General features: G+C 40.1%; 24 protein-coding genes. 6 read left to right on the top strand and 18 right to left on the bottom strand.

Annotated features, from left to right (window positions below; all coding sequences use genetic code 11):
- Position 1: 1 nt before the first annotated feature.
- On the top strand, positions 2-730 hold the full coding sequence (rlmB, locus tag RN80_RS05260; protein WP_060627964.1) for a 23S rRNA (guanosine(2251)-2'-O)-methyltransferase RlmB: 729 nt from the start codon (positions 2-4) through the stop codon (positions 728-730).
- A gap of 38 nt (positions 731-768) precedes the next feature.
- Here the strand turns inward: rlmB and trxB are convergent, their stop codons facing one another.
- From trxB to RN80_RS05225, 7 genes are all read right to left on the bottom strand, one after another.
- Positions 769-1,680, bottom strand: a complete 912-nt coding sequence (trxB, locus tag RN80_RS05255) for a thioredoxin-disulfide reductase (protein ID WP_060627963.1) — start codon at positions 1,678-1,680, stop codon at positions 769-771.
- A gap of 65 nt (positions 1,681-1,745) precedes the next feature.
- Positions 1,746-1,970: a DUF4059 family protein gene (locus RN80_RS05250; RefSeq protein ID WP_000926599.1), complete on the bottom strand. Its 225-nt coding sequence runs from the start codon at positions 1,968-1,970 to the stop codon at positions 1,746-1,748.
- Between the two features lie 77 nt (positions 1,971-2,047).
- Positions 2,048-2,791: an amino acid ABC transporter ATP-binding protein gene (locus tag RN80_RS05245; protein ID WP_000590982.1), complete on the bottom strand. Its 744-nt coding sequence runs from the start codon at positions 2,789-2,791 to the stop codon at positions 2,048-2,050.
- On the bottom strand, positions 2,791-3,591 hold the full coding sequence (locus tag RN80_RS05240; RefSeq protein ID WP_001103449.1) for an amino acid ABC transporter permease: 801 nt from the start codon (positions 3,589-3,591) through the stop codon (positions 2,791-2,793). The genes RN80_RS05245 and RN80_RS05240 overlap by 1 nt, the downstream gene beginning before the upstream one ends.
- A gap of 157 nt (positions 3,592-3,748) precedes the next feature.
- Positions 3,749-4,105: an arsenate reductase family protein gene (locus tag RN80_RS05235; protein WP_060627960.1), complete on the bottom strand. Its 357-nt coding sequence runs from the start codon at positions 4,103-4,105 to the stop codon at positions 3,749-3,751.
- A gap of 5 nt (positions 4,106-4,110) precedes the next feature.
- The gene (locus tag RN80_RS05230) at positions 4,111-4,629 is read right to left on the bottom strand and encodes a methylated-DNA--[protein]-cysteine S-methyltransferase (protein ID WP_060627958.1); all 519 of its coding nucleotides are present in this window, start codon (positions 4,627-4,629) and stop codon (positions 4,111-4,113) included.
- Positions 4,629-5,123, bottom strand: coding sequence for a GNAT family N-acetyltransferase (locus tag RN80_RS05225; RefSeq protein ID WP_060627956.1), 495 nt, complete (start codon positions 5,121-5,123; stop codon positions 4,629-4,631). Before RN80_RS05225 ends, RN80_RS05230 begins: the two co-directional genes overlap by 1 nt.
- A gap of 134 nt (positions 5,124-5,257) precedes the next feature.
- On the opposite strand from RN80_RS05225, the gene RN80_RS05220 reads away from it, so the two are divergent.
- Together RN80_RS05220 and trhA are read left to right on the top strand one after the other, a co-directional pair.
- Entirely contained in the window at positions 5,258-5,704 is a 447-nt protein-coding gene (locus RN80_RS05220) for a DUF1836 domain-containing protein (RefSeq protein WP_060627954.1), read from the top strand.
- The gene (trhA, locus tag RN80_RS05215; protein ID WP_060627951.1) at positions 5,701-6,348 is read left to right on the top strand and encodes a PAQR family membrane homeostasis protein TrhA; all 648 of its coding nucleotides are present in this window, start codon (positions 5,701-5,703) and stop codon (positions 6,346-6,348) included. The genes RN80_RS05220 and trhA overlap by 4 nt, the downstream gene beginning before the upstream one ends.
- Before the next feature lie 20 nt (positions 6,349-6,368).
- On the opposite strand, the gene pdxT is transcribed toward trhA, so the two are convergent.
- The 3 genes from pdxT to nox all read right to left on the bottom strand — a co-directional run bounded on the left by pdxT (position 6,369) and on the right by nox (position 9,357).
- A complete protein-coding gene (gene pdxT / locus RN80_RS05210; RefSeq protein WP_060627948.1) occupies positions 6,369-6,950 on the bottom strand; it encodes a pyridoxal 5'-phosphate synthase glutaminase subunit PdxT in 582 nt (193 codons plus the stop codon).
- Positions 6,951-7,826 (bottom strand): pyridoxal 5'-phosphate synthase lyase subunit PdxS, encoded by an 876-nt coding sequence (gene pdxS / locus RN80_RS05205; RefSeq protein WP_000138533.1) that lies wholly within the window; start codon positions 7,824-7,826, stop codon positions 6,951-6,953. It abuts the gene before it with no gap.
- Between the two features lie 151 nt (positions 7,827-7,977).
- Complete coding sequence (gene nox / locus RN80_RS05200; RefSeq protein ID WP_049500112.1) at positions 7,978-9,357, bottom strand: H2O-forming NADH oxidase; 1,380 nt, start codon at positions 9,355-9,357, stop codon at positions 7,978-7,980.
- 308 nt (positions 9,358-9,665) lie between these two features.
- Here nox and RN80_RS05195 point away from each other — a divergent pair, with 308 nt between their 5' ends.
- Genes RN80_RS05195 through RN80_RS05185 form a run of 3 tightly spaced genes read left to right on the top strand, consistent with a single transcriptional unit; the run spans position 9,666 to position 12,511 of the window.
- Positions 9,666-10,589 carry an FAD:protein FMN transferase gene (locus tag RN80_RS05195; protein ID WP_060627945.1) on the top strand — a complete coding sequence of 308 codons (924 nt, stop codon included), beginning with the start codon at positions 9,666-9,668 and terminating at the stop codon, positions 10,587-10,589.
- A 59-nt stretch (positions 10,590-10,648) separates the two neighbouring features.
- On the top strand, positions 10,649-11,254 hold the full coding sequence (locus tag RN80_RS05190) for an NADPH-dependent FMN reductase (protein ID WP_000915951.1): 606 nt from the start codon (positions 10,649-10,651) through the stop codon (positions 11,252-11,254).
- A gap of 18 nt (positions 11,255-11,272) precedes the next feature.
- Complete coding sequence (locus RN80_RS05185; protein ID WP_045611925.1) at positions 11,273-12,511, top strand: NAD(P)H-dependent oxidoreductase; 1,239 nt, start codon at positions 11,273-11,275, stop codon at positions 12,509-12,511.
- Between the two features lie 116 nt (positions 12,512-12,627).
- Here the strand turns inward: RN80_RS05185 and RN80_RS05180 are convergent, their stop codons facing one another.
- From RN80_RS05180 to metK, 8 genes are all read right to left on the bottom strand, one after another.
- Positions 12,628-12,885: a DUF896 family protein gene (locus tag RN80_RS05180; RefSeq protein ID WP_000371291.1), complete on the bottom strand. Its 258-nt coding sequence runs from the start codon at positions 12,883-12,885 to the stop codon at positions 12,628-12,630.
- Between the two features lie 41 nt (positions 12,886-12,926).
- Positions 12,927-14,963, bottom strand: coding sequence for a glycine--tRNA ligase subunit beta (gene glyS / locus RN80_RS05175; protein ID WP_060627943.1), 2,037 nt, complete (start codon positions 14,961-14,963; stop codon positions 12,927-12,929).
- Positions 14,964-15,174: 211 nt separating this feature from the next.
- The gene (gene glyQ / locus RN80_RS05170; RefSeq protein ID WP_000038736.1) at positions 15,175-16,092 is read right to left on the bottom strand and encodes a glycine--tRNA ligase subunit alpha; all 918 of its coding nucleotides are present in this window, start codon (positions 16,090-16,092) and stop codon (positions 15,175-15,177) included.
- An 18-nt stretch (positions 16,093-16,110) separates the two neighbouring features.
- Positions 16,111-16,872 (bottom strand): elongation factor Tu, encoded by a 762-nt coding sequence (locus tag RN80_RS05165; protein WP_060627941.1) that lies wholly within the window; start codon positions 16,870-16,872, stop codon positions 16,111-16,113.
- Positions 16,873-17,143: 271 nt separating this feature from the next.
- The gene (locus tag RN80_RS05160) at positions 17,144-17,986 is read right to left on the bottom strand and encodes an aldo/keto reductase (protein WP_060627939.1); all 843 of its coding nucleotides are present in this window, start codon (positions 17,984-17,986) and stop codon (positions 17,144-17,146) included.
- A gap of 77 nt (positions 17,987-18,063) precedes the next feature.
- Entirely contained in the window at positions 18,064-19,455 is a 1,392-nt protein-coding gene (gene pgdA, locus RN80_RS05155; RefSeq protein ID WP_060627937.1) for a peptidoglycan-N-acetylglucosamine deacetylase PgdA, read from the bottom strand.
- 100 nt (positions 19,456-19,555) lie between these two features.
- Positions 19,556-20,812: an ISL3 family transposase gene (locus RN80_RS05150; RefSeq protein WP_060627934.1), complete on the bottom strand. Its 1,257-nt coding sequence runs from the start codon at positions 20,810-20,812 to the stop codon at positions 19,556-19,558.
- A 153-nt stretch (positions 20,813-20,965) separates the two neighbouring features.
- Positions 20,966-22,156: a methionine adenosyltransferase gene (gene metK / locus RN80_RS05145; RefSeq protein ID WP_060627931.1), complete on the bottom strand. Its 1,191-nt coding sequence runs from the start codon at positions 22,154-22,156 to the stop codon at positions 20,966-20,968.
- Positions 22,157-22,409 lie beyond the last annotated feature (253 nt).

The raw sequence follows: 22,409 nt of genomic DNA, 5'->3' as shown, positions 1-22,409 counted from the left end.
CATGAAAACAAATGATATTGTCTATGGCGTCCACGCCGTTACCGAAGCCCTCCTTGCAAACACAGGAAACAAACTTTACCTCCAAGAAGATCTCCGAGGTAAGAATGTTGAGAAAGTCAAGGAACTAGCTACAGAAAAGAAGGTCTCCATTTCTTGGACCTCAAAAAAATCCCTCTCTGAGATGACTGAAGGTGCTGTCCACCAAGGTTTTGTTCTACGAGTGTCCGAATTTGCCTATAGTGGGCTGGACCAAATCCTTGCCAAAACACGCCAAGAAGAAAATCCTTTGCTATTAATTCTGGACGGGTTAACCGACCCTCACAACTTAGGCTCCATCTTAAGAACAGCCGATGCGACCAACGTTTCAGGTGTCATCATTCCCAAACATCGTGCTGTCGGTGTTACTCCTGTCGTTGCCAAAACGGCCACAGGTGCTATTGAGCACGTCCCAATCGCTCGAGTGACCAATCTGAGCCAAACTCTAGACAAACTCAAGGATGAAGGATTCTGGACCTTTGGAACGGATATGAATGGTACTCCTTGCCACAAGTGGAATACAAAAGGGAAAATCGCCCTCATCATCGGAAATGAAGGAAAAGGCATTTCTAGCAACATCAAAAAACAGGTTGATGAAATGATTACCATTCCTATGAATGGACATGTTCAAAGCCTCAATGCCAGTGTTGCTGCAGCCATTCTCATGTACGAAGTTTTCCGAAATAGACTATAAAAAAGTTTCCAGTCATCTGATTGGAAACTTTTTTATGATTAACTATGTTCTGTGATAAATTTATAGGCTTCTTGACCAGCGATAGCTCCATCTCCAACTGCTGTTGTTACTTGGCGGAGGTCCTTCAAGCGAACATCTCCAACTGCAAAGATACCATCAACTGCAGTTTTCATGTGGTTATCTGTCACAATCCATCCTGCCTGATCTTGGATATTCAATTCTTTAACAAAATCGCTAAGAGGGTCCAAACCAACATAGATAAAGACACCTCCGAAGGCTTGTTCTGTCACTTGACCTGTTTTTACATTTTCAAAAACGACAGATTCTACTCGGTTTTCACCCTTAATTTCCTTCACTACAGAATCCCAGATAAAGCTGATTTTCTCATTCGCAAAGGCGCGATCTTGTAACACTTTTTGTGCACGAAGTTGGTCACGACGGTGAACAATGGTAACAGTCTTAGCAAAACGAGTCAAGAAGAGGGCTTCTTCAACAGCTGAATCTCCACCACCAACTACCAACAAATCTTGGTCACGGAAGAAAGCACCATCACACACGGCACAGTAAGAAACACCACGACTGTTCAGTTCTTCTTCTCCAGGTACTCCCAAAGGACGGTGTTTAGAACCAGTTGCTACGATAACTGTACGTGTTTCATATGTTTGGACATCAGTCATCACTTTCTTAAAATCACCATGGTCTTCTACATTTTCAACATAACCATAAATGTGCTCAACACCAAGATTTTCAAGCGGTTCAAACATTTTTTCTGCCAATTCTGGCCCACTAATATTAGCGTATCCTGGGTAATTTTCGATATCAGAGGTATTATTCATCTGACCACCTGGCAGACCACCTTCAATCAAGCCTACTTTGAGATTGCTTCGAGCAGCATACAAGGCTGCAGTCATTCCTGCAGGACCAGCACCGATAATAATAGTATCGTACATATAGTTTCCTTCTTTCTTGTTGTAACTATCTTTATTCTAACTCTTTCTTGTCAATCATGCAAGGATTATGCCTTGAAAACAAGAATTAAACTCATAACCGCAAAGGATAATACTGGAACAACCAAGACACCAATCATAATCATATCATAGAGATGTGCTTGGCGAGCCTTGGCTGTCTTATCAACTCCCGACATGGCTCTCAGTCCAATCCAAATCCCTAAAAAAATCAGGACGAGGATGGTGGTCAAGATCAAACTCTCGAAATATAAAGAAAATAGTTGCAGTAGCATGATTTCTCTCATTTCTATCTTTTTTAAAGAGTAAACTCAGCTAGTCCAACTAACTGAGTTTTCCTTTATCTATTATATCAAATATAAGTCCGTTTGTAACTAGCAAAGAATTCTTTTGTCCGCTCTTCTTTAGGATGGTGGATAATCTCATCCGGTGTTCCAGATTCGATGATTTTCCCCTTATCTAAGAAGAGAATCTTATCAGCAACTTGGGCTACAAAGGACATATCATGACTAACCAAAATCATGGTTTGACCTGACTTAGCAGCATCTGCAATAGATTTTTCTACTTCACCGACCAATTCTGGGTCAAGAGCTGAAGTTGGTTCGTCTAAGAGCAAGACATCTGGTTTCATAGCGAGAGCACGCGCCAAGGCAACCCGTTGCTTCTGTCCACCTGATAAATGGCGAGGGTAATGGTTTTCACGGTCAGAAAGCCCAACCTTAGCCAACTCTTCCTTGGCAATCTTAGTCGCTTCTTGGTCGGATAATTTCTTGACAACAACCAAGCCTTCTTTCACATTATCAAGTGCTGTTCGGCGTTCAAACAAATTAAACTGTTGGAAAACCATGGACAGCTTACGGCGTAAGGCAAGGATTTCTTCTTGAGTAATCTTAGAAAAATCAACTGAGAAATCATCAATCTGAATAGAGCCACTGTCAGGTGTTTCAAGATAATTGAGACTGCGAAGGAAAGTTGATTTTCCAGCTCCTGAAGAACCAATCAAGGCTACAACTTCCCCTTTTTGAATATCCAAGTTCAGATGATCCAAGACAGTCTGTCCTGAAAAGGATTTGCTTAAATTCGAAATCTTAATCATTAACGAAGGTCTCCTTTCACATCTGTTTGCACGGTATCTGGTGCAGAAATAGCCATTTTTCTCTCGATGAAACGACCGAGGCTTTCAATTCCAATATTGACTACCCAATAAACAAGGGCTACAGAGATGAATCGTTCAAAGTAACGATAATCAGCTCCACCTAGAATCTGAGCTTGGGCAAAGACTTCCACAACACCCGCACTGAAGGCTAGAGAAGTCCCTTTGGTCAAGCCGATTAGGGAATTGATTAAAGTTGGAGTCGCCACAACTGCTGCATTTGGAATAATCACGCGACGATAAACTTGCGCTCGGGTCATCCCCAGACTTCGTGCCGCCTCAATCTCACCAGGATTGACTGAGAGAATGGCTGCACGAATGGTTTCACTGGCATAAGCTGCCTCATTAAAGGCAAAGGCGACAATCGCAAAAGCTGCAGCTGGAATCGCATTGATATTGAGACCAGTACCCCATTGCTGATTGAGGGCTTTCAAAGCCAAAGGAATTCCGTAGTAGGTCAACATGAGTTGAACCAAAATCGGTGTCCCTTTTAAGAAACTAACAAAGAAGGCCTGCAAGGGGTATAAAATCTTGACACGATTGATCTTCACAATGGCAAAAAGAAGCGCCAAAACCAAGCCAAAAAGAGCACCACCAATGGTCAACATAATCGTTGTTGGAAGCTGTTGGACAATTCTTGGAATTCCATCAAAGACCGAACGCAGGCTAAAAAGCTTGCCATCCGGAATCAATTGCATCAAGTTTTGGTACCAATCTGATGCTAAAATCGTTGTAACATTCATAAAAACATCCTCTCCTGATAATGATTCATTCTACCATACTTCTGCCGTCAATGAAATTATTTGCTACGGTCAGATACAGACTTTGTCTACCTACTAGTTTATCATACTTTGAAACAGGGAGGCTATATATTTTATCTATCAAAGAGATAGATAAAAACTATTTCAATCCCAATTCTTCGTAAGCTTTTCGATAGCCGATTTGCTTAACAGTTCCATTCTCCACTAAAATCGGTCGTTTTAACAACATTCCGTCGCTTGCTAGCAACTCGGCTGCTTCTTGGTTTGACAGGCTTCCTACCTTATCTTTCAGCCCCAATTCACGGTATTTGATTCCACTGGTGTTAAAAAATTGCTTCAACTCAAAACCTGAGGTTTCTATCCAGTTTAAAATGACTTCTTGGCTAGGTGTTTCTTCGACGATATGGACGGCTTTATAGTCCACACCGAGTTGGTTTAATTCTTGTTTTGCTTTTTTACAAGTTGAACATTTTGGGTATTCGATAAATTCTAACATGTCTTTCACTTTCTATTGTTTATATCTTTAAAATCTGCGCCTTCATGCTCCAAAAGCCAGGCTTTCTTTTCCACTCCTGCAGCATAACCCGTCAGACGCTTGCCTGCTCCCAGCACACGATGACAAGGTACTAGGATAGACCAAGGATTGCGTCCTACCGCTCCGCCAATTGCTTGAGCAGAAGCCACTTGCAGGTCTTGGGCTATTTGTCCATAGGTCACTGTCTGACCATAAGGAATTTCCTGTAAATAGGCCCAAACTCTCTTTTCAAAATCTGTTCCGATTGGAGCCAAGGGCAAGTTGGATAAATCCTGAGACTTGCCTTTAAAGTAAGCATCTAAGCAAGCAATAACTGGGTCTAAAATGGGATGACTAACAACTGCTTCTATCGTCTCATCTCCTAGTCCCATCTCAAAATGCTTCTGCTCCTGCACCCAAATTCCATACAAATGATAGTCATCAGCTACGAGGGAAAGGGAGCCAATTGGCGAAGAATAGAGTGTTTTTACGTACTTCTTTTGCATTATTTCTTCAATTTTTGATAGGCCAAGCGTTCACCATCAACTGGAACTTTTCCGACCTGTTTAAATCCAAGCTTTTCAAAAATATGTTGCATAACCTTGTTTTCAGCATGCGTATCTGAACGAAAATCAAGATAGTCAAAACCTTCAATCAAGCCCTCTAAGAAGGTTTGAGCAACTCCTTGTCCCTGCACATCTGCAGCCACAGCAATACGGTGAAAGACTAGGTGCTCTGACTCTCCAGCTTGCCATTTTCCTTCATAAATGGCTTCATAGACTGCCTCTGGACTCTTGGTAACAGCTGCATAAGCTAGTAGTTTACCCTCTTCCAAGGCTACATAGGCTTGACCTGAGATAATATCTTCAATAATAATATCAGCATTTGGATAGCCATTTTGCCACTGGTCACTACCAGCATCTGCTAAACATTTTTTAGCATCCTCCATCACCTGCATGATGGCATCTACTTCATTTGGAAAAGCTAAACGAATTTCCATCTTTTCTCCTCTTTTCTGACTAGTTTCTCCCATCATAGCATAATTTAAGCCTTTTCACAAGCAGTTAAAACTTGACTTTCTATTTTTATTATTTTATAATCTAGTTATCAAAACTAGATAAAAAGGAGTCGGAAATGAAAACTGATTTTTCCTACCCCAAATGGGCAGAAATTCCAAATATTGACCTCTATCTGGACCAGGTTTTGCTTTATGTCAATCAGGTCTGCGCCCCTATCAATCCTGATAAAGACAAGGGCCTGACAGCATCTATGGTCAATAACTATGTCAAACATGGTTACCTGACAAAGCCTGACAAGAAAAAATACCAACGCCAACAGATTGCACGTTTGATTGCTATCACAACCCTCAAGTCTGTATTTTCTATTCAAGAAATAGCACAGACACTGAATACTCTACAAACTCAAGCAAGTTCAGACCAACTCTACGATGCTTTTGTAAACTACATGAACCAAGGAATTGATCCAGCTAACCCCATTATCCAAACCAGCTGCCAAACCGTTAAACTCTATCACCAAACTCTAGACTTAATCGATCATACTCAAGAGGAGGTAATCCAATGAACACTAGTCTTAAACTCAGCAAACAACTCAGTTTTGGAGAGGAGATTGCTAATAGCGTGACCCATGCCGTAGGTGCAGTCACAATGCTCATCTTACTCCCTATTTCATCCACCTATAGTTACGAAGCACACGGATTTTTATCCTCTATCGGCGTTTCCATTTTCGTCATCAGTCTCTTTCTCATGTTCCTCTCATCCACCATTTACCACTCTATGGCCTATGGTTCGACCCACAAATACGTCTTGCGAATTATTGACCATTCTATGATTTATGTGGCTATCGCAGGCTCTTATACGCCAGTCGTCTTAACCTTGATGAATAACTGGTTTGGCTATCTAATTATTGCCATCCAGTGGGGAACGACCATCTTTGGTATTCTCTATAAAATCTTTGCTAAAAAAGTCAATGAGAAATTCAGCCTTGCTCTTTACCTGATTATGGGCTGGTTGGTTCTAACTATCATTCCTGCCATCATCAGTCAAACGACACCAATTTTCTGGAGTCTCATGGTAACTGGCGGACTCTGTTATACAGTTGGGGCTGGATTTTACGCCAAGAAAAAACCTTATTTCCACATGATTTGGCATCTCTTTATCCTAGCTGCGTCCGCACTCCAATACATCGCTATTGTTTATTACATGTAAAAAAGTTGAGAAATTCAATCTCAACTTTTTTCTTTACACATATTGATAAAGTACTGGTGCAAGCGCACATCATCAGTCAATTCTGGATGAAAAGAAGTTACCAGCATATTTTTTTCTTGGGCTGCAACGATTTGATCTTCAACTGTTGCTAGAATTTCTACATCTTCTCCAACACTACTGATAATCGGACCGCGAATAAAAGTCATTGGAATCTGACCGACTCCCTTACATTCTGCTTCCGTGTAGAAACTTCCTAATTGGCGCCCATAGGCATTGCGCTCGACCACCATATCCATAGTTCTTAGATGACTCTCTTCCTGAGAAGTAATTTCCTTAGCTAAGAGAATCAAGCCTGCGCAAGTACCAAAAACGGGAAGTCCAGAAAGTATGGTTTCTCGAATGGGAATCAGCATGTCCTGCTCACGTAAGAGCTTGCCCATGGTTGTAGATTCCCCACCAGGTAGTATCAAACCCGCCAAGTCACTCTGATATTGTTGAAAATCATCTAAATTTCTGATTTCAACACTCTCGACACCTAATTGATCTAGCACTTTTGCATGTTCTGCAAAGGCCCCTTGCAAGGCCAATATTCCGATTTTCATCTATTTTCCTCGCTCAGCCATGAGGATTTGGATCTCATTTTCATTGATACCAACCATGGCTTCTCCTAGATCTTCAGAGATTTGAGCTAGGATCTGAGGATTTCGGAAATTAGTTACCGCTTTGACAATGGCACTCGCTCGTTTAACAGGATCTCCTGACTTGAAAATACCTGAACCGACAAAGACACCCTCTGCCCCTAATTGCATCATCAGCGCAGCATCTGCTGGCGTTGCAACACCTCCAGCAGCGAAATTTACAACTGGCAATTTCCCATGTTCATGGACGTATTGAACCAATTCTACAGGGACTTGTAAGTCCTTGGCGGCAACATAAAGTTCGTCCTCACGTAGGTTTTGAATGCGGCGAATTTCCTGATTCATCATACGCATATGACGAACAGCTTGAACAATGTCTCCTGTCCCTGGTTCTCCTTTTGTACGAATCATAGAAGCACCTTCAGCGATACGACGCAAGGCTTCACCCAAGTCCTTAGCCCCACAGACAAAAGGAACTTGGAATTCTTTTTTGTCCACATGGAAACGGTCATCAGCTGGAGATAAAACCTCACTCTCATCGATATAGTCAATTTCAATAGCCTCTAAAATCTGAGCTTCAACAAAGTGCCCGATTCTGACCTTGGCCATTACTGGAATGCTGACTGCTTCTTGGATTTCCTTAATCATCTTTGGATCACTCATGCGGGAAACCCCACCAACTGCACGAATATCAGCCGGAATCCTCTCCAAGGCCATAACAGCTGCCGCACCAGCAGCTTCAGCGATACGGGCTTGTTCAGGGTTCTGAACGTCCATGATAACCCCACCTTTGAGCATCTGTGCCAAGTTTTTATTTAGTTCATAACGATTTTCAGTCATTTCTTTATCCTCATTGTTTGTATTGGTAGCTACCATTTCATTTTATGTTAGATTAGAATGAATCACAAGATAAAAAAAACATAATTGTGTGGGTACAGAATGGTTAAAAAACTATCTGGCCTTAACTTAAGGCCAGATAGCTCATTCATTTTTATTTTTCAGCTGTAAGTGCAGCCATTGTGATGTAGTTGTATGGTTTGTTGAAGTGTGGCAAGAAGAATAGGTCTGTCAATGCCAATTTATCAATTGTCACATGCTCTTGAATAGCAAGTGAGAACATGTGAATTCCCATACTAATCGCAGGGTCATGTGAAACCATTTGTGCACCAAGAATTTCACGACTATCTTTGTCAAAGACAATCTTGATGGCTACTTCATGGTTATCATGTTTCATGAATTCTGGTTTTTGAAGATCGTTAAAGCCTGTTTCAGTTGCGTTGTAACCAGCAGCTTTAGCTTTTTCAAGAGTCAAACCAGTTGAAACCATGTGAAGACCGTAGATTGAGATACCGTTTGAACCTTGAACACCGATTCCTTCCAATTCATGTCCACAAGCATTGTAAGCACCAACAATACCAGTACGAACTGCGTTTGAAGCAAGTGCGATGTAGCTTGTATCTTTACGAGCGTTGTCATAAACAGTCGCACAGTCTCCAACAGCAAATACACCAGGAAGTGAAGTTTCTTGTTTCTTGTTTACAAGGAAAGCACCGTTACGGAAGAGTTCAATCTTACCATCAGCAAGAGCAGTATTTGGACGGAAACCAACTGCAAGGATAACCATATCCACATCGAAAGTTTCTTTATCAGTAATCAAGCGTTCAACTTTACCGTCACCCTCGATTGCTTTAACAGTTTGACCAAGAGCCAAGCGAATGTTGTGGTCTTCCAAGTTCTTCGCCATCATTTGTGTGAAGTCTCTGTCATAGTAACCGTTCAAAACAGTATCAACGATATCAACAAGGACAACTTCTTTTCCAAGACGCTCAAAGGCTTCAGCAAGTTCAACACCGATGTAACCACCACCAACAACGGCGATACGGTCGAGGTGTTGGCTCTTGTCAGCAAGTTTATTGATAACTTCTTCAGCATTTTGGTACAATTTCACGAATTGTACGTTTTCAAGAGTTGCTTTAAATTCGCGGTTTCCTTTAACAATTTCAACACCTTCGATTGGTGGCAAGATTGGTGTAGAACCTGTAGCGAAAATCAATTTCTCGTATGATTCTTTGTGCTCTTTCCCTTCAACTTCTGCTGTAACTACTTTGTTATCATAGTCGATTGAAAGAACTGGTGAGTTCATGTAAACCTTAGCACCTTTAGCTTCCAATTTTTCTTTATCAGAATAGAACAAGCCTTCAGCACCGTCAATTTGTTCACCAATCCAAAGGGCCATTCCACATCCTAGGAAAGAGATGTTAGAGTTTTGGTCGAATACAACAATTTCGTTCTCATTACCAAAATTATCCAACATAGTATTAATACATGCTGTACCAGCGTGGTTAGCACCAACTACAACGATTTTACTCATAGAAAAATTCCTACCTTTAATTTTAAATTTACCCTTCTAGTATAACATTTACTGTTAGCGTTTACAAGAGTTTAGCTAATTTTCCCGATTTTTTTGTAAAAAAATGTAAATAATCTGTATTTTATCAGCCTTTCTTACAATTACTCTTTATTTTCTGAGCATATTTCTTGACAAGTTTACAAATTTTATTTGTGAAAACGCTGACTTTATGGTATGCTAGTATCATGGAAAGAAAATGTAAGGGGTTAAATTTAATATAAATTTACTATATTGCAGCCTTCTTTTCATAAGAGAAAGGAGTTGGTAGCTTGCCTCTTAGTTCACATTCCGAACGCCTAATGGGGACTACTATCACTATTTCATTAGTAGATGAGCGAGCCGATAGCTTGCTCCAAAAATCCTTTGGTTTGCTCAAAGAACTTGAATGCCGTTTCAATGCCAATAGCCAAGAATCGGAGTTGATGGAAATCAATCATCAAGCTGGAATAACTCCAGTCAAAGTTCATCCAAACCTGTTTGAGCTGATTTCACTTGGATTAGAACATAGCCTAGCGCCCTCTAGTCATCTCAACATCAGCATTGGTCCCTTAATTCAAACCTGGCGTATCGGTTTTTCAGATGCCAAGGTCGCCCAGCCTCAAGAAATTGAGTCGGTGCTACCTTTAATCAATCCTCATTATATCGAGTTAGATTCTTCCACTTCCACTGTGTTTTTAAAACAAAAAGGAATGAAGATTGATCTTGGTTGTTTAGCCAAGGGTTATAGTGCGGATAAGGTTGCCCAATTTCTTAGAGAAGAGGGAGTGACATCTGCCTTGATTAATCTGGGAGGGAATATCCTGACCATTGGAAAAAATCAGGCAAGAGGAAATCAGCCTTGGCAAATTGGGATTCAAGACCCAGCCAATCCGAGGGGAAATCACTTAATGACCATCCCTATTGTCAATAAATCTGTCGTGACTTCAGGCATTTACGAACGTCACCTGACTGTCGATGGAAAAGATTACCATCATATTTTTGACAGCCAAACAGGATATCCTGTTGAAACGGAACTAGCAAGTCTAACTATCATCTCTGATAAATCTGTTGATGGAGAAATCTGGACAACTCGACTCTTTGGAGAAAGACCTGCTTCTATCCTCTGGCAAGTCGAAAGTTTGGAGGGCATCGAAGCTATCCTCATCGATAAGGAAGGTCACCTAAGCTGTTCTTCAGGAATTCCTACTCTATAGAAATAGATGTTTCAATGGAGTTCTAAAATTGTATTATGTAAAAAGAGAAAGGAAATCTCATGTTAAAACTTATTGCTATTGTTGGAACAAATTCAAAACGTTCTACAAACCGCCAATTGCTTCAATACATGCAAAAACACTTTGCTGAAAAAGCTGAAATTGAACTTGTTGAAATTAAAGACATTCCTGTCTTCAATAAACCAGCTGACAAGCAAGTACCTGCTGAAATTCTAGAAATAGCTGCTAAAATTGAAGAGGCAGATGGCGTTATTATCGGTACTCCTGAGTATGACCACTCTATCCCAGCTGTTTTGATGAGCGCTCTTGCTTGGTTGTCATACGGTATTTACCCACTTTTGAACAAACCAATCATGATTACTGGTGCTTCTTACGGTACGCTTGGTTCATCACGTGCCCAATTACAACTTCGCCAAATCTTGAATGCTCCAGAAATTAAAGCAAGTGTCCTTCCAGATGAATTCTTGCTTTCACATTCTCTTCAAGCCTTCAACCCAAGTGGAGACCTAGTGGATCTTGATGTTATCAAAAAACTGGATGCTACTTTTGACGACTTCCGTATCTTTGTAAAAATCACAGAAAAATTGCGTAACGCACAAGCACTACTTCGCAAAGATGCCGAAGACTTTGACTGGGAAAATTTGTAAGATAGGAGACCAAAAAGAATGAAATTTGTTGGACTTGTAGGATCAAACTACGATCAATCATATAACCGTAAACTCTTGGAATTCATCCGTCGTCACTTCAAACTCAAATTTGAATTAGAAGTTCTCGAAATTGACGAAGTTCCAATGTTCAACCAAGACGAAAAATGGGATGAAAGTTTCCAATTACGTCTCTTGTATAACAGAATTACTCGTGCTGATGGTGTTATCATTGCTACTCCTGAGCATAACCACACAATCTCAGCTTCTCTTAAATCAGTTCTTGAATGGCTTTCATACGAAGTTCATCCATTTGAAAACAAGCCAGTCATGATTGTGGGTGCTTCTTACTACGACCAAGGTACTTCTCGTGCCCAAGTTCACCTTCGTAAGATTCTTGATGCCCCAGGTGTCAATGCCTACACACTTCCAGGAAATGAATTCCTTCTCGGTAAAGCTAAAGAAGCTTTTGATGTTAATGGAAATATCACAAATGAAGGAACTGTTAATTTCCTTGAAACATGCTTGGACAACTTTGTAAAATATGTGGGAGTCGTTTCAAAATTGAAAAAACCAAAACCAATTGCACCAGAAGATTTATATTGTACAAATTCAATTGCAACTACAATTCAAGGTGTTGATCCAGACGATCCTGAATGGGTAGAAAAAGCAGCTGAACTTGTTGGAGCTGTTTCTGGTGATACTTACGTTAAATTAGACCACGGTATCTTGACAGTTAACCAAATTGACATGTTCTTGAAGGCAATGCCATTTGAATTAACATTTGCAGATGATAATAATCAATTCTTGTACTTTAATAACGCACACCAAGACCCAGATACAATGTTTGGTAAACGTGTCCGTGCTCAATCAGGAAACAGATTAGGAACAGTACACGGTACATTGCCAGATTCTAGAATGAAAAACGTTGAATGGGTTGTCGGCGTATTGCGTAATGGGGACCAAGAATATGTCCGTACAATTGTACCAGGAACACCAGAAGGCGTTATTAATACCCATAATTACCAAGCAATGTATTACCCAGATGGTTCATATGCTGGAATCAATGAGATTATCTTTAATTTCCAACCATGGCTTGACTGGTACCTCAATACGACTGGTCAACGTCTAGTCGGTGGAAATGCTGCAGCTCCTGCTGGAGGACATGGCAGTGCAGATGCCACATCTGGAGCTTCAGATTCAGGTGATGCTGGAGGCCACGGTGGTGGCGCAGACGCTACATCTGGCGCAAGTAACTAATAATAGCTTTGGGAACCATCTTGGTTCCTTTTTTAGTGATAAAAAGACTAGCAGACAAAAACTGCTAGTCTTTTGGTTATTATTTTATCTATCCTTGTTAAAAGAAAGAATATTTATTATGAATTTGGGTCGTCGAGACTACGACCATGTAATCCTTTTTCACGTTGGACTTGACGTAGTTTCTCTGGTGTAACATCGTTTCCTTCTTCGTCCACAATTTTGATCCCTTCAATGTGGTGACGAACAGAGCGACGATAGCCTTCGATATACTCCTCACGAAGTTTAGCTTGTTCCACTTTTTCAGCAGAAGTTAAGCCTTCTGTTTTTTTCTTTTTGGCAAGCTCGTTGATACGAGCGATTTTTTTCGGATCCATTTCTTCTCCTTTGTGATAAGATACAGTCCGTTTGACTGAGTTTATTTAGTATTGATTTGGTTAAAACGAGCGAGCTTAGCTGCTTTCTTGGTTAGTTGTGACAAGATTGCCAAACGATTTTGACGGACTGCTTCATTTTCAGCCATAACCATGGTATTCTCAAAGAATGCATCAATGACTGGGCTAAGAGCAAAGAGTTGGTTCAATTGCTGACTTGCGGATCCTGATAAAATAAGTGATTCTACTGCTTCCGCCAAAGCTTTTTCTTGGTCATTTTCAAAAAGTGCTGAATCAACTGTAGCAACTCCTTCTGCCTTCTCAGCCAAGTTAAAGGCACGAGAAAGTGATTCAACAGATGGTTTAAAGTCTTCTCCCTTGCTTGCTTCTACAAGAGCACTTGCTGCTTCCAACATATCCGCCACAACAAAGTTTGACCCTGCAAGAACGGCTTCCTTAATATCTTTTGGAGTAGAGCCCATCATCTTATCAACACGAGCCTTGATAAATTCCATAACCTCTGTCTTATTTTCATAAGTCAAACTGTCAAATTTCAAAGCATAAAGGCTATCAATCAACTCATCCATAGCAATGTGCCAACCAAAGGCATCCAAGATACGAACCACACCTTGGGTCGCACGACGAAGGGCATAAGGGTCATTAGAACCTGATGGAATCAAGCCTACTGAGAAGAAACTCAATATCGTATCCAATTTATCTGCAATGGCAAGCACTGCACCGACCTTGCTCTCTGGAAGTTCTCCTTCAGCTGATGTAGGCATGTAGTGTTCACGAATAGCAACTGCCACTGCTGGAGTTTCACCAGCAAGAAGGGCATATTTCTCCCCCATAATTCCTTGGAGCTCGTCAAATTCACCAACCATACCTGTCAACAAGTCAAACTTGTAAATGGCTGCTGCACGGGCTAGATCAATCGTTTCATCCGCTGACAATCCTGCTTTTTCTGCCAAGAGAATAGCAATCTGACCAGTACGAATCATGTGTTCACGAAGGGAACCAATTTTCTCATGGAAAGTCACATTGTTTAATTTTTCAACAAGATCTGAAATGACCAATTTTTGGTCTTCACGCCAGAAGAATTCACCGTCTTCCAAGCGGGCTACCAAGACTTTTTCATTTCCTTTAATGACATTTTCCAAATGCTCTGCATTTCCGTTACGGACAGAAATAAAGTTTGGCAATAGTTTACCATCTTGATCACGAACAACAAAGTAACGTTGGTGTTCTTTCATTGAAGTCACCAAAACTTCTTCTGGAACTTCAAGGTATTTGGCATCAAAACTTCCCATAAAGGCAGTTGGGTATTCAACCAAGTTCAAGACTTCATTAAGCAAGTCAGCATCAATCTCGATGCGTACACTATGCTCAGCTTCGATTGCTTTGATTTGGTCAACAATCATTTGCTCTCGTTCACGTGGATCTGCTATTACAAATTGTGCACGAAGATCTTCTTCATAGCTCAATGCTGACTGAATTTTGGTTTCTTTCCCCAAGAAACGATGACCACGGCTCACACGACCTCCCTTGATATCAAGGAAATCCAAATCAAACTCTTGCTCATCCAAGAGAACAGTTAAGGTGTGAACAGGGCGGATGTATTCAAAACTATTTCCAGCCCAGTGCATGCTGACAGGGAAAGTCAGTGACTTCAAGACATCTACAACACCAGGAACAATGGCTTCAACTGCTTGACCAATTTCTTCCTTAGTGACATAGACATATTCTTCACCCTTGATTTCACGGAATTCGATATCTTCAACAGTCAATCCTTTTCCACGGACAAATCCTTGAGCTGCTTTGGTGAAGTTTCCATCACTATCCAAGGCAATTTTCTTTGCTGGCCCCTTGAAATCTTCTGTCAAATCAGACTGTTTGTCTGCAAGACCAGTTACACGAACAGCCAAACGACGTGGTGTTGAGAAGGTCTGAATAGCTTCAAAAGACAGGCGGTTTTCCTTGAGGAAGACTGCCATTTTTTCGCCTAGTTGTTTTTCACTTGGTGTTACTACGTAGGCTGGTAATTCTTCAAGACCGAGTTCTACTAATAAGTTTTTTGTCATGTTTTTTCTCCGAAAAATATCTTTTTATTTTCCAGTTTGCCTTATGTGATTGGCACGCAAGCAACCAACTTCGTTGTTTCATTGCTAAAATTGGAGCCAAAAGTCTCCAATTTTGCCTAGTATCCTTAGTTTCACTAAGGATACCTTCATCACTGCGGCAACTGGTTCAGGGCTCACACTGTTCGCCCATTTTCGTAATTTGTCACTTTCTTTATTCCGCGTCTTCTGCTAGGAGTTTAGCTCTTGTTTCTTCATCCAAAAGTGGGTAGCCTAGGCGTTTTCGTTCTGCGACAAAGGTTTTGGCTACGACACGGGCCAAGTTACGGATACGAGCGATATAGCCTGCGCGCTCTGTTACAGATACGGCACCACGCGCATCAAGCAGGTTAAAGGTATGTGAACATTTGAGAACATAGTCATAGGCAGGGTGCACTAATCCTTCTTCCAAGGCACGACCAGCTTCTTTTTCAAACTTATCAAAGTTTTCCAGCAACATTTCTTGATCTGAAATTTCAAATGAATATTTTGAGTGCTCATACTCAGGCTGGATAAAGATTTCTCCGTATTTTACACCATCAGCCCACTCGATATCATAGACAGAGTCTACTTCTTGAATGTAAGAAGCCAAACGCTCCAAACCATAGGTAACTTCCGCAGTCACAGGGCCAGTTGCCAATCCACCTACTTGTTGGAAGTAAGTGAACTGAGTGATTTCCATACCGTCAAGCCAAACTTCCCATCCAAGACCAGCTGAACCAGTAGATGGATTTTCCCAGTTATCCTCAACGAAACGAATATCATGTTCCAAAGGATTGATTCCCAATTTTTCCAAAGACTCAAGGTAAAGTTCTTGGATGTTTGATGGAGAAGGTTTCATAACCACCTGGAATTGGTGGTGTTGGTAGAGACGATTAGGGTTTTCCCCGTAACGACCGTCAGCAGGACGACGTGATGGCTCTACATAAGCCGCATTCCATGGCTCAGGTCCGATAGCACGAAGGAAAGTGTAAGGACTCATTGTTCCCGCACCTTTTTCGTTGTCATAAGCCTGCATAAGCATACAACCTTGATCATTCCAAAATTGTTGCAAAGTCAAAATAATTTCTTGAAATGTTAATTTCTTAGACATTGTTTACTCCTTTAGTTTTTATATTTCTTTTTCAATTAATTTCTGCTGAACAAACCAATTTAACAAGGGAAGAGTTTTATCTGTATTTGCCCATAAATGATAAGAATCGAAGACCGCTTGTACACTACCTAGATTTTCTACCAACTTATCTATTGTCAAAAAACTACGCCAGTATTCGTAAAAAATACTTGCATAGTTCTTATCATAAGTCGAAGAACCAAAATCATTCAATGAATGCCAACCATACTTCTTCTGAAAAAGTTCTACAAGAGATTGATTACAAATTTTTTCCGCTTGAAATTCCTCTTCTGTCAAGAAATACTTGCGACTAATATATTCAACCATACCCTCTTCGAACCAGATATAAGAGTCGTAACCATCAAAATCATCTAAAAAATACTCCGACCAATGAGCTAACTCATGTCCTACAATCTGTAAGAGGAAATTTTCAGATAAAGAATGATAGTGACTTTCTATTGCTTGAGTTTGCTGAGAACACTCGTAGTCCATCAACTGATACAAATACAACTCTTTCCAAACAGCTAAATCAGGCGTCATAACTATTCGTCTATTATTTGTATAGGCTGGAACAGCACTTTCCCTAATAATCTGTGTAGCAGCATTAAAACTTGACCAAATAACGGCTTGCGGTAAATCACAGACTGCAAGTTCATTCTTTAAAAAAGATTGATAATCTTTCAACTTTTCAGTATTTCTTACTACAAACTCACGAAATGCAGCTAGTTGACTATCGTCTTTTACAAGATAAAGGTTTTCCACGTCTCTCCTTTCTTTCACATAATAGACTGAATAAGCGAAAGAACCGCGTCCGACAATCCTAGGTTGATTTAACCTAGGGGCGTCAAAAACGCGGTTCCACCCTAATTTATTACTTCATTGTTTTTGAAAATACTACAGAAAGCGCCAGCTCTTTATTTTGTCCTACTTGGCTCCCACTATCCCAAGCTCGCTTGAAGAACGCCATAAGACTTTCTTTCCTGCTGACTATTATATCAAAAATTAGAACAATGTACAATTTTTTTATGATTTTCTAGAAATCCATATCATCAACTCGTGGAGCACCAGACTGAACAGCAATTGTTTTTAAGGTTTCACGTTCCTCATGATTCAGCTCAATTCCGAAACAATCAAGATTAGCCTGAATACGAGACGCTGTGACAGATTTCGGAAGTGGTAAAAATCCTTCTGCTAAGCTCCATGCCAAGGCTATCTGAGCAACAGACTTTCCGTGATTTGTTGCGATTTCTTGGACTTCCTTGCTATCAAACAGTTCTCCCTGACCAAAAGGTCCCCAAGCTTCCAATAAAATTTCTTTTTCTCGACAGTAATCTACGACTTCCTCTTGATACACACCTGGAGCCAAACGAACTTGATTGACCGCTGGAAGAATTTTTGCTGTTTCAAGCAAGGCATCCAAATGATGGGGAAGAAAATTACTAACACCGATAGCACGGATTTTGCCTTCTAGGTAAAGATCCTCCATCGCTCTCCAAACTTCTGAATTTCGAATTTTCCAGTGGTTATTTTCTCTGAGCGGTTTTGGATTTGGCCAATGAATCAAATACAAATCCAAATATCCCAAGCCCAGCTTCTCTAAAGACTCTTCAAAAGCCTGACGAGCTTGCTCATAGTTGTGATTTGTATTCCAGAGTTTACTGGTTACAAAAATTTCCTCACGCGGAACGCCACTATCTTGAATAGCACGACCAACGCTTTCTTCATTTTTATAAATAGCTGCCGTATCGATATGGCGATAGCCTGCCTTTAAAGCATCTAGAACAGCTTGATAGGCAATCTCTCCATTTTCAGCTTTCCAGGTTCCAAATCCTAGAACTGGAATTGTAACGTCATTGTTTAAAATATAAGATTTCATTTTTTTCCTTTCTAAATTAGAAGAAAATCCAAAGAGGCAAATTTTCAAGGAAAACTTATCTCTTTAGATTTTGTGTATTATTGATCACGGTCGTAGTAAAGCTGGTGAGCTTTAAGACGAGAATCTAACAAATCTGGTACGGTCACAAAGTCATAACCCTGACCTTTCAAATAGTCAATGACCTTTGGTAAAGCATTCACTGTTTCAGCATGGATATCATGCATGAGAATAATAGAACCATTCTTAACTTCACGCTGAATTTCTGTCAAAATAGATGCTTCATTTTTACTCTTCCAGTCCAGACTATCTACATCCCACATAATAAAGCTCAAATCTAAGCTATTGCGAATGTCGTCTGTAATGGCTCCATAAGGCGGACGCATGAGTTTGGAACTAGAACCCAACACTTTAGTTAGCGCATCCTCAGTATCAGTAATTTGTTTTTTAGCTTCATCAAGGGAAAGTTTTGAAAGCACTGGATGACTCCAACTATGGTTTCCAATAGCATGGCCATCCGATTTCATACGTTTCAAAATCTCTTCATTTCCAGAAACATTCTTACCTAAAACAAAGAAAGTTGCCTTGATACCATACTTAGAAAGTGTATCTAATGCTTGATTTGTCGTTGCAGGATTTGGTCCATCATCAAAAGTCAAGGCTACTACTTTACGATTTTTCTTTTCATAATAAGCCTTATATAGTTCTGCGTCCTTATCTAATAAATAAGAGGACTGAATAACCTCAAAGAAACTTGATACCGGCAAGGCAATCTCATCTAGATTTTCAACTGACTGACTTGGATAAAGGATAATCTGACTATCCTTGTAATCAAAATTCCATGCAGACAAGTCTTGGTCAGAGAAGCCTTTAACAACTTGATCAATCTTTTCTTGCTCCAATTTCTTATCCTGTAAGAAAGTGGTGATTTCTTTTAACAACTGCTCTTTGGCTTTACTAGGATCTGAAAATAATTGATCAAGTGTAAAAGGTTTACCATCTTCTGTCAAATGTACTTTTGCCAGACTAGTTTTTTCAGTCTCTTCAACTTTTGACGAAGTTAAATCATAGACTTGTTTCATCACACTTCGGTTGACAATCCCTTTTAAAGTCGAATCCTGTTTCTCCGTATAATAAAAAACCAGATTTTCCTTATCCTCTAGATTGTCTTTAATATCCTGTGTCATGATTCCCTTTATAGACGAAATCACTTGCTCCCCTTGGAGAGGATAATAGGCAATTACTTCGGCTTGTCCCTTACGAAAATGATCTTTCTGATTTCCCTCACTCAATTGATTATCTTTATCATTTTTTAAAGACTCAATTTTTTGTTCGAAACTTTGCTTTGTATATACTTTGTATCCAATCATTGAACCAAGGACACAAATACTTACCGAAAAGATAGCTACCAGGGCTATTAAACCGATTCTCTTTTTATCGTGCTCAACACGTTTTGCTCTACTTTTATCCATAGAGATATCATATCAAATTCAGGCTATAATTTCAATTATTTTAGAGGAAATAGTATATTAAAAAGAGGCTCTTTGTCAACTGTAGTGGGTTGAAGAAAAGCTAAGATCGAGAAAGGACGAAATTCGTCCTTTCTTTTTTGATATTGAGAGCGATGAAAATTCGTTTTTTGAAGTTTTCAAAGTTCCGAAAACCAAAGGCATTGCGTTTGATGAGTTTAATGAGATTATTGGTGGCCTCCAATTTGGCGTTGGAGTAGGGTAGTTGAAGAGCATTGACAATCTTTTCTTTATACTTGAGGAAGGTTTTAAAGACAGTCTGAAAAAGAGGATGAACCTGCTTTAGATTGTCCTCAATGAGTCCGAAAAATTTGTCTGGCTCCTTGTTCTGAAAGTGAAAGAGTAAGAGCTGATAGAGATTATAGTGGTGTTTCAAGTCTTCTGAATAGCTCAAAAGCTTGTCTAGAATCTCTTTATTCGTCAAGTGCATACGGAAAGTAGGGCGATAAAAACGTTTATCGCTGAGTTTCCGACTATCTTGTTGGATGAGTTTCCAGTATCGCTTGATAGCCTTGTATTCATGAGATTTTCGTTCAAACTGATTCATGATTTGGACACGCACACGACTCATAGCACGGCTTAAATGTTGTACAATATGGAAACGATCTAGAACGATTTTAGCACACGGAAAAAGCTGTTTAGCCAAGTCATAGTAAGGGCTAAACATATCCATAGTAATGATTTTCACCTGACAACGAACGACTCTATCATATTTAAGAAAGTGATTTCGGATGACAGCCTGTGTTCTACCCTCAAGAACAGTTATGATATTGAGTTTTTCAAAGTCCTGAGCAATGAAACTCATTTTTCCCTTAGTGAAGGCATACTCGTCCCAAGACATAATCTCAGGAAGGCTAGAAAAATCATGCTTAAAACGGAAGTCATTGAGCTTGCGAATGACAGTTGAAGTTGAAATGGCCAGCTGATGAGCAATATCGGTCATAGAAATCTTCTCAATCAACTTTTGCGCAATTTTTTGGTTGATGATACGAGGAATTTGGTGATTTTTCTTGACGAGAGAAGTCTCAGCGACTATCATTTTTGAACACTGATAGCACTTAAAACGACGCTTTCTAAGGAGAATTCTAGTAGCCATACCAGTTGTTTCAAGGTAAGGAATCTTAGATGGTTTTTGAAAATCATATTTCTTCATTTGACTTCCACATTCAGGACAAGATGGGGCCTCATAATCCAGTTTGGCGATGATTTCCTTGTGGGTATCTCTATTAACAACATCCATAATTTGGACATTAGGGTCTTTGATATCGAGTAGTTTTGTGATAAAATGTAATTGTTCCATATGAATCTTTCTAATGAGTTGTTTGGTCACTTTTCATTATAGATCTTATGGGACTTTTTTTCTACAACAAAATAGGCTCCATAAGATCTATAGGGGATTTACCCACTACAAATATTATAGAGCCTAAAAAGAGGGGAACTCCCTCTTAAAATCTTATTTTACTGCTTCTTTCAAAGCATCTACCTTGTCCAAACGTTCCCATGGAAGATCAATATCTGTACGTCCCATGTGTCCATAAGCCGCTGTTTGACGGTAAATTGGGCGCTTGAGGTCCAGCATTTGGATAATTCCTGCAGGGCGAAGGTCAAAGATTTGACGGGCTGCTTTTTCAAGCTTGCTTTCAGCTACTGTTCCTGTACCAAAGGTATCGATACGAACAGAGACAGGCTGCGCAACACCGATAGCGTAAGCCAATTGCACTTCTGCTTTCTTAGCAAGACCTGCTGCAACGATATTCTTTGCAATATAGCGAGCCGCATATGACGCAGAACGGTCCACCTTAGTCGCATCTTTACCAGAGAAAGCACCACCACCGTGACGGGAGTAGCCACCATAAGTATCCACGATAATCTTACGACCAGTCAAACCTGAGTCCCCTTGAGGTCCACCGATTACAAAACGACCAGTAGGATTGATGAGGAATTTTGTTTGCTCATCCAAGTAAGAAGCTGGAATAACCTCTTTGATAACCTTGTTAATGACATCATTGTGAATTTGTTCGTTGCTGACTTCTGGATCGTGCTGAGTTGAAATAACAACTGTGTCCACACGTACTGGACGGTCATTTTCATCATACTCAACTGTAACTTGTGATTTAGCATCTGGGCGAAGATAGCTAATTTCCCCAGACTTACGAAGTTCTGCCAAACGACGAACTAATTTATGACTGAGTGAGATTGGCAATGGCATGAGCTCTTCTGTTTCATCCACTGCAAAGCCAAACATGAGACCTTGGTCTCCAGCACCAATTAAGTCCAGCGGATCTTGGTCTGCATTTCCACGAACCTCCAAGGCTTCGTTAACACCTTGGGCAATGTCAGGAGATTGTTCCACTAAAGATGGATGTACTCCTACAGTCTCAGCAGAAAAACCATATTCTGTATTAGTGTAGCCAATCTCTGCAATGGTATCACGAACCACACGGTTAATATCTACATAGGCATTTGTAGATATTTCACCAAAAACATGGACTGAACCAGTATATACAGCTGTCTCAGCAGCAACGTGCGCCTCTGGATCTTTAGCTAAAATAGCATCCAAAATCGCATCTGAAATTTGGTCTGCAATCTTATCTGGATGCCCCTCAGATACAGATTCAGACGTGAATAATTTACGTTCTGACATAAAAATGTCCCCCCTTAAAAATAGTGTTATAGAGTTACAAAGTACTGATAGGAAATTTCTTAGTGCTGAATACCTACCATCTTATCGGGACTATATAACTCTTCCATTATACCATTTTTAGGCTCAATTTGCAGTCTATAATGTAGTGTTTCAATGTAGATATTTCGTTCTCATAAAACAAAAAGGATTTAATCCTGTTATATACAGAATTAAATCAAAATCTGAATTGCTTTTAATATTTTTTATACTCTCT

It is taken from the genome of Streptococcus mitis, from assembly GCF_001281025.1.
GTDB lineage: Bacteria > Bacillota > Bacilli > Lactobacillales > Streptococcaceae > Streptococcus > Streptococcus mitis_AK.
The sequence above is the reverse complement of the archived record's forward strand: the minus strand, read 5'-3'. Positions and strand labels throughout refer to the sequence as shown.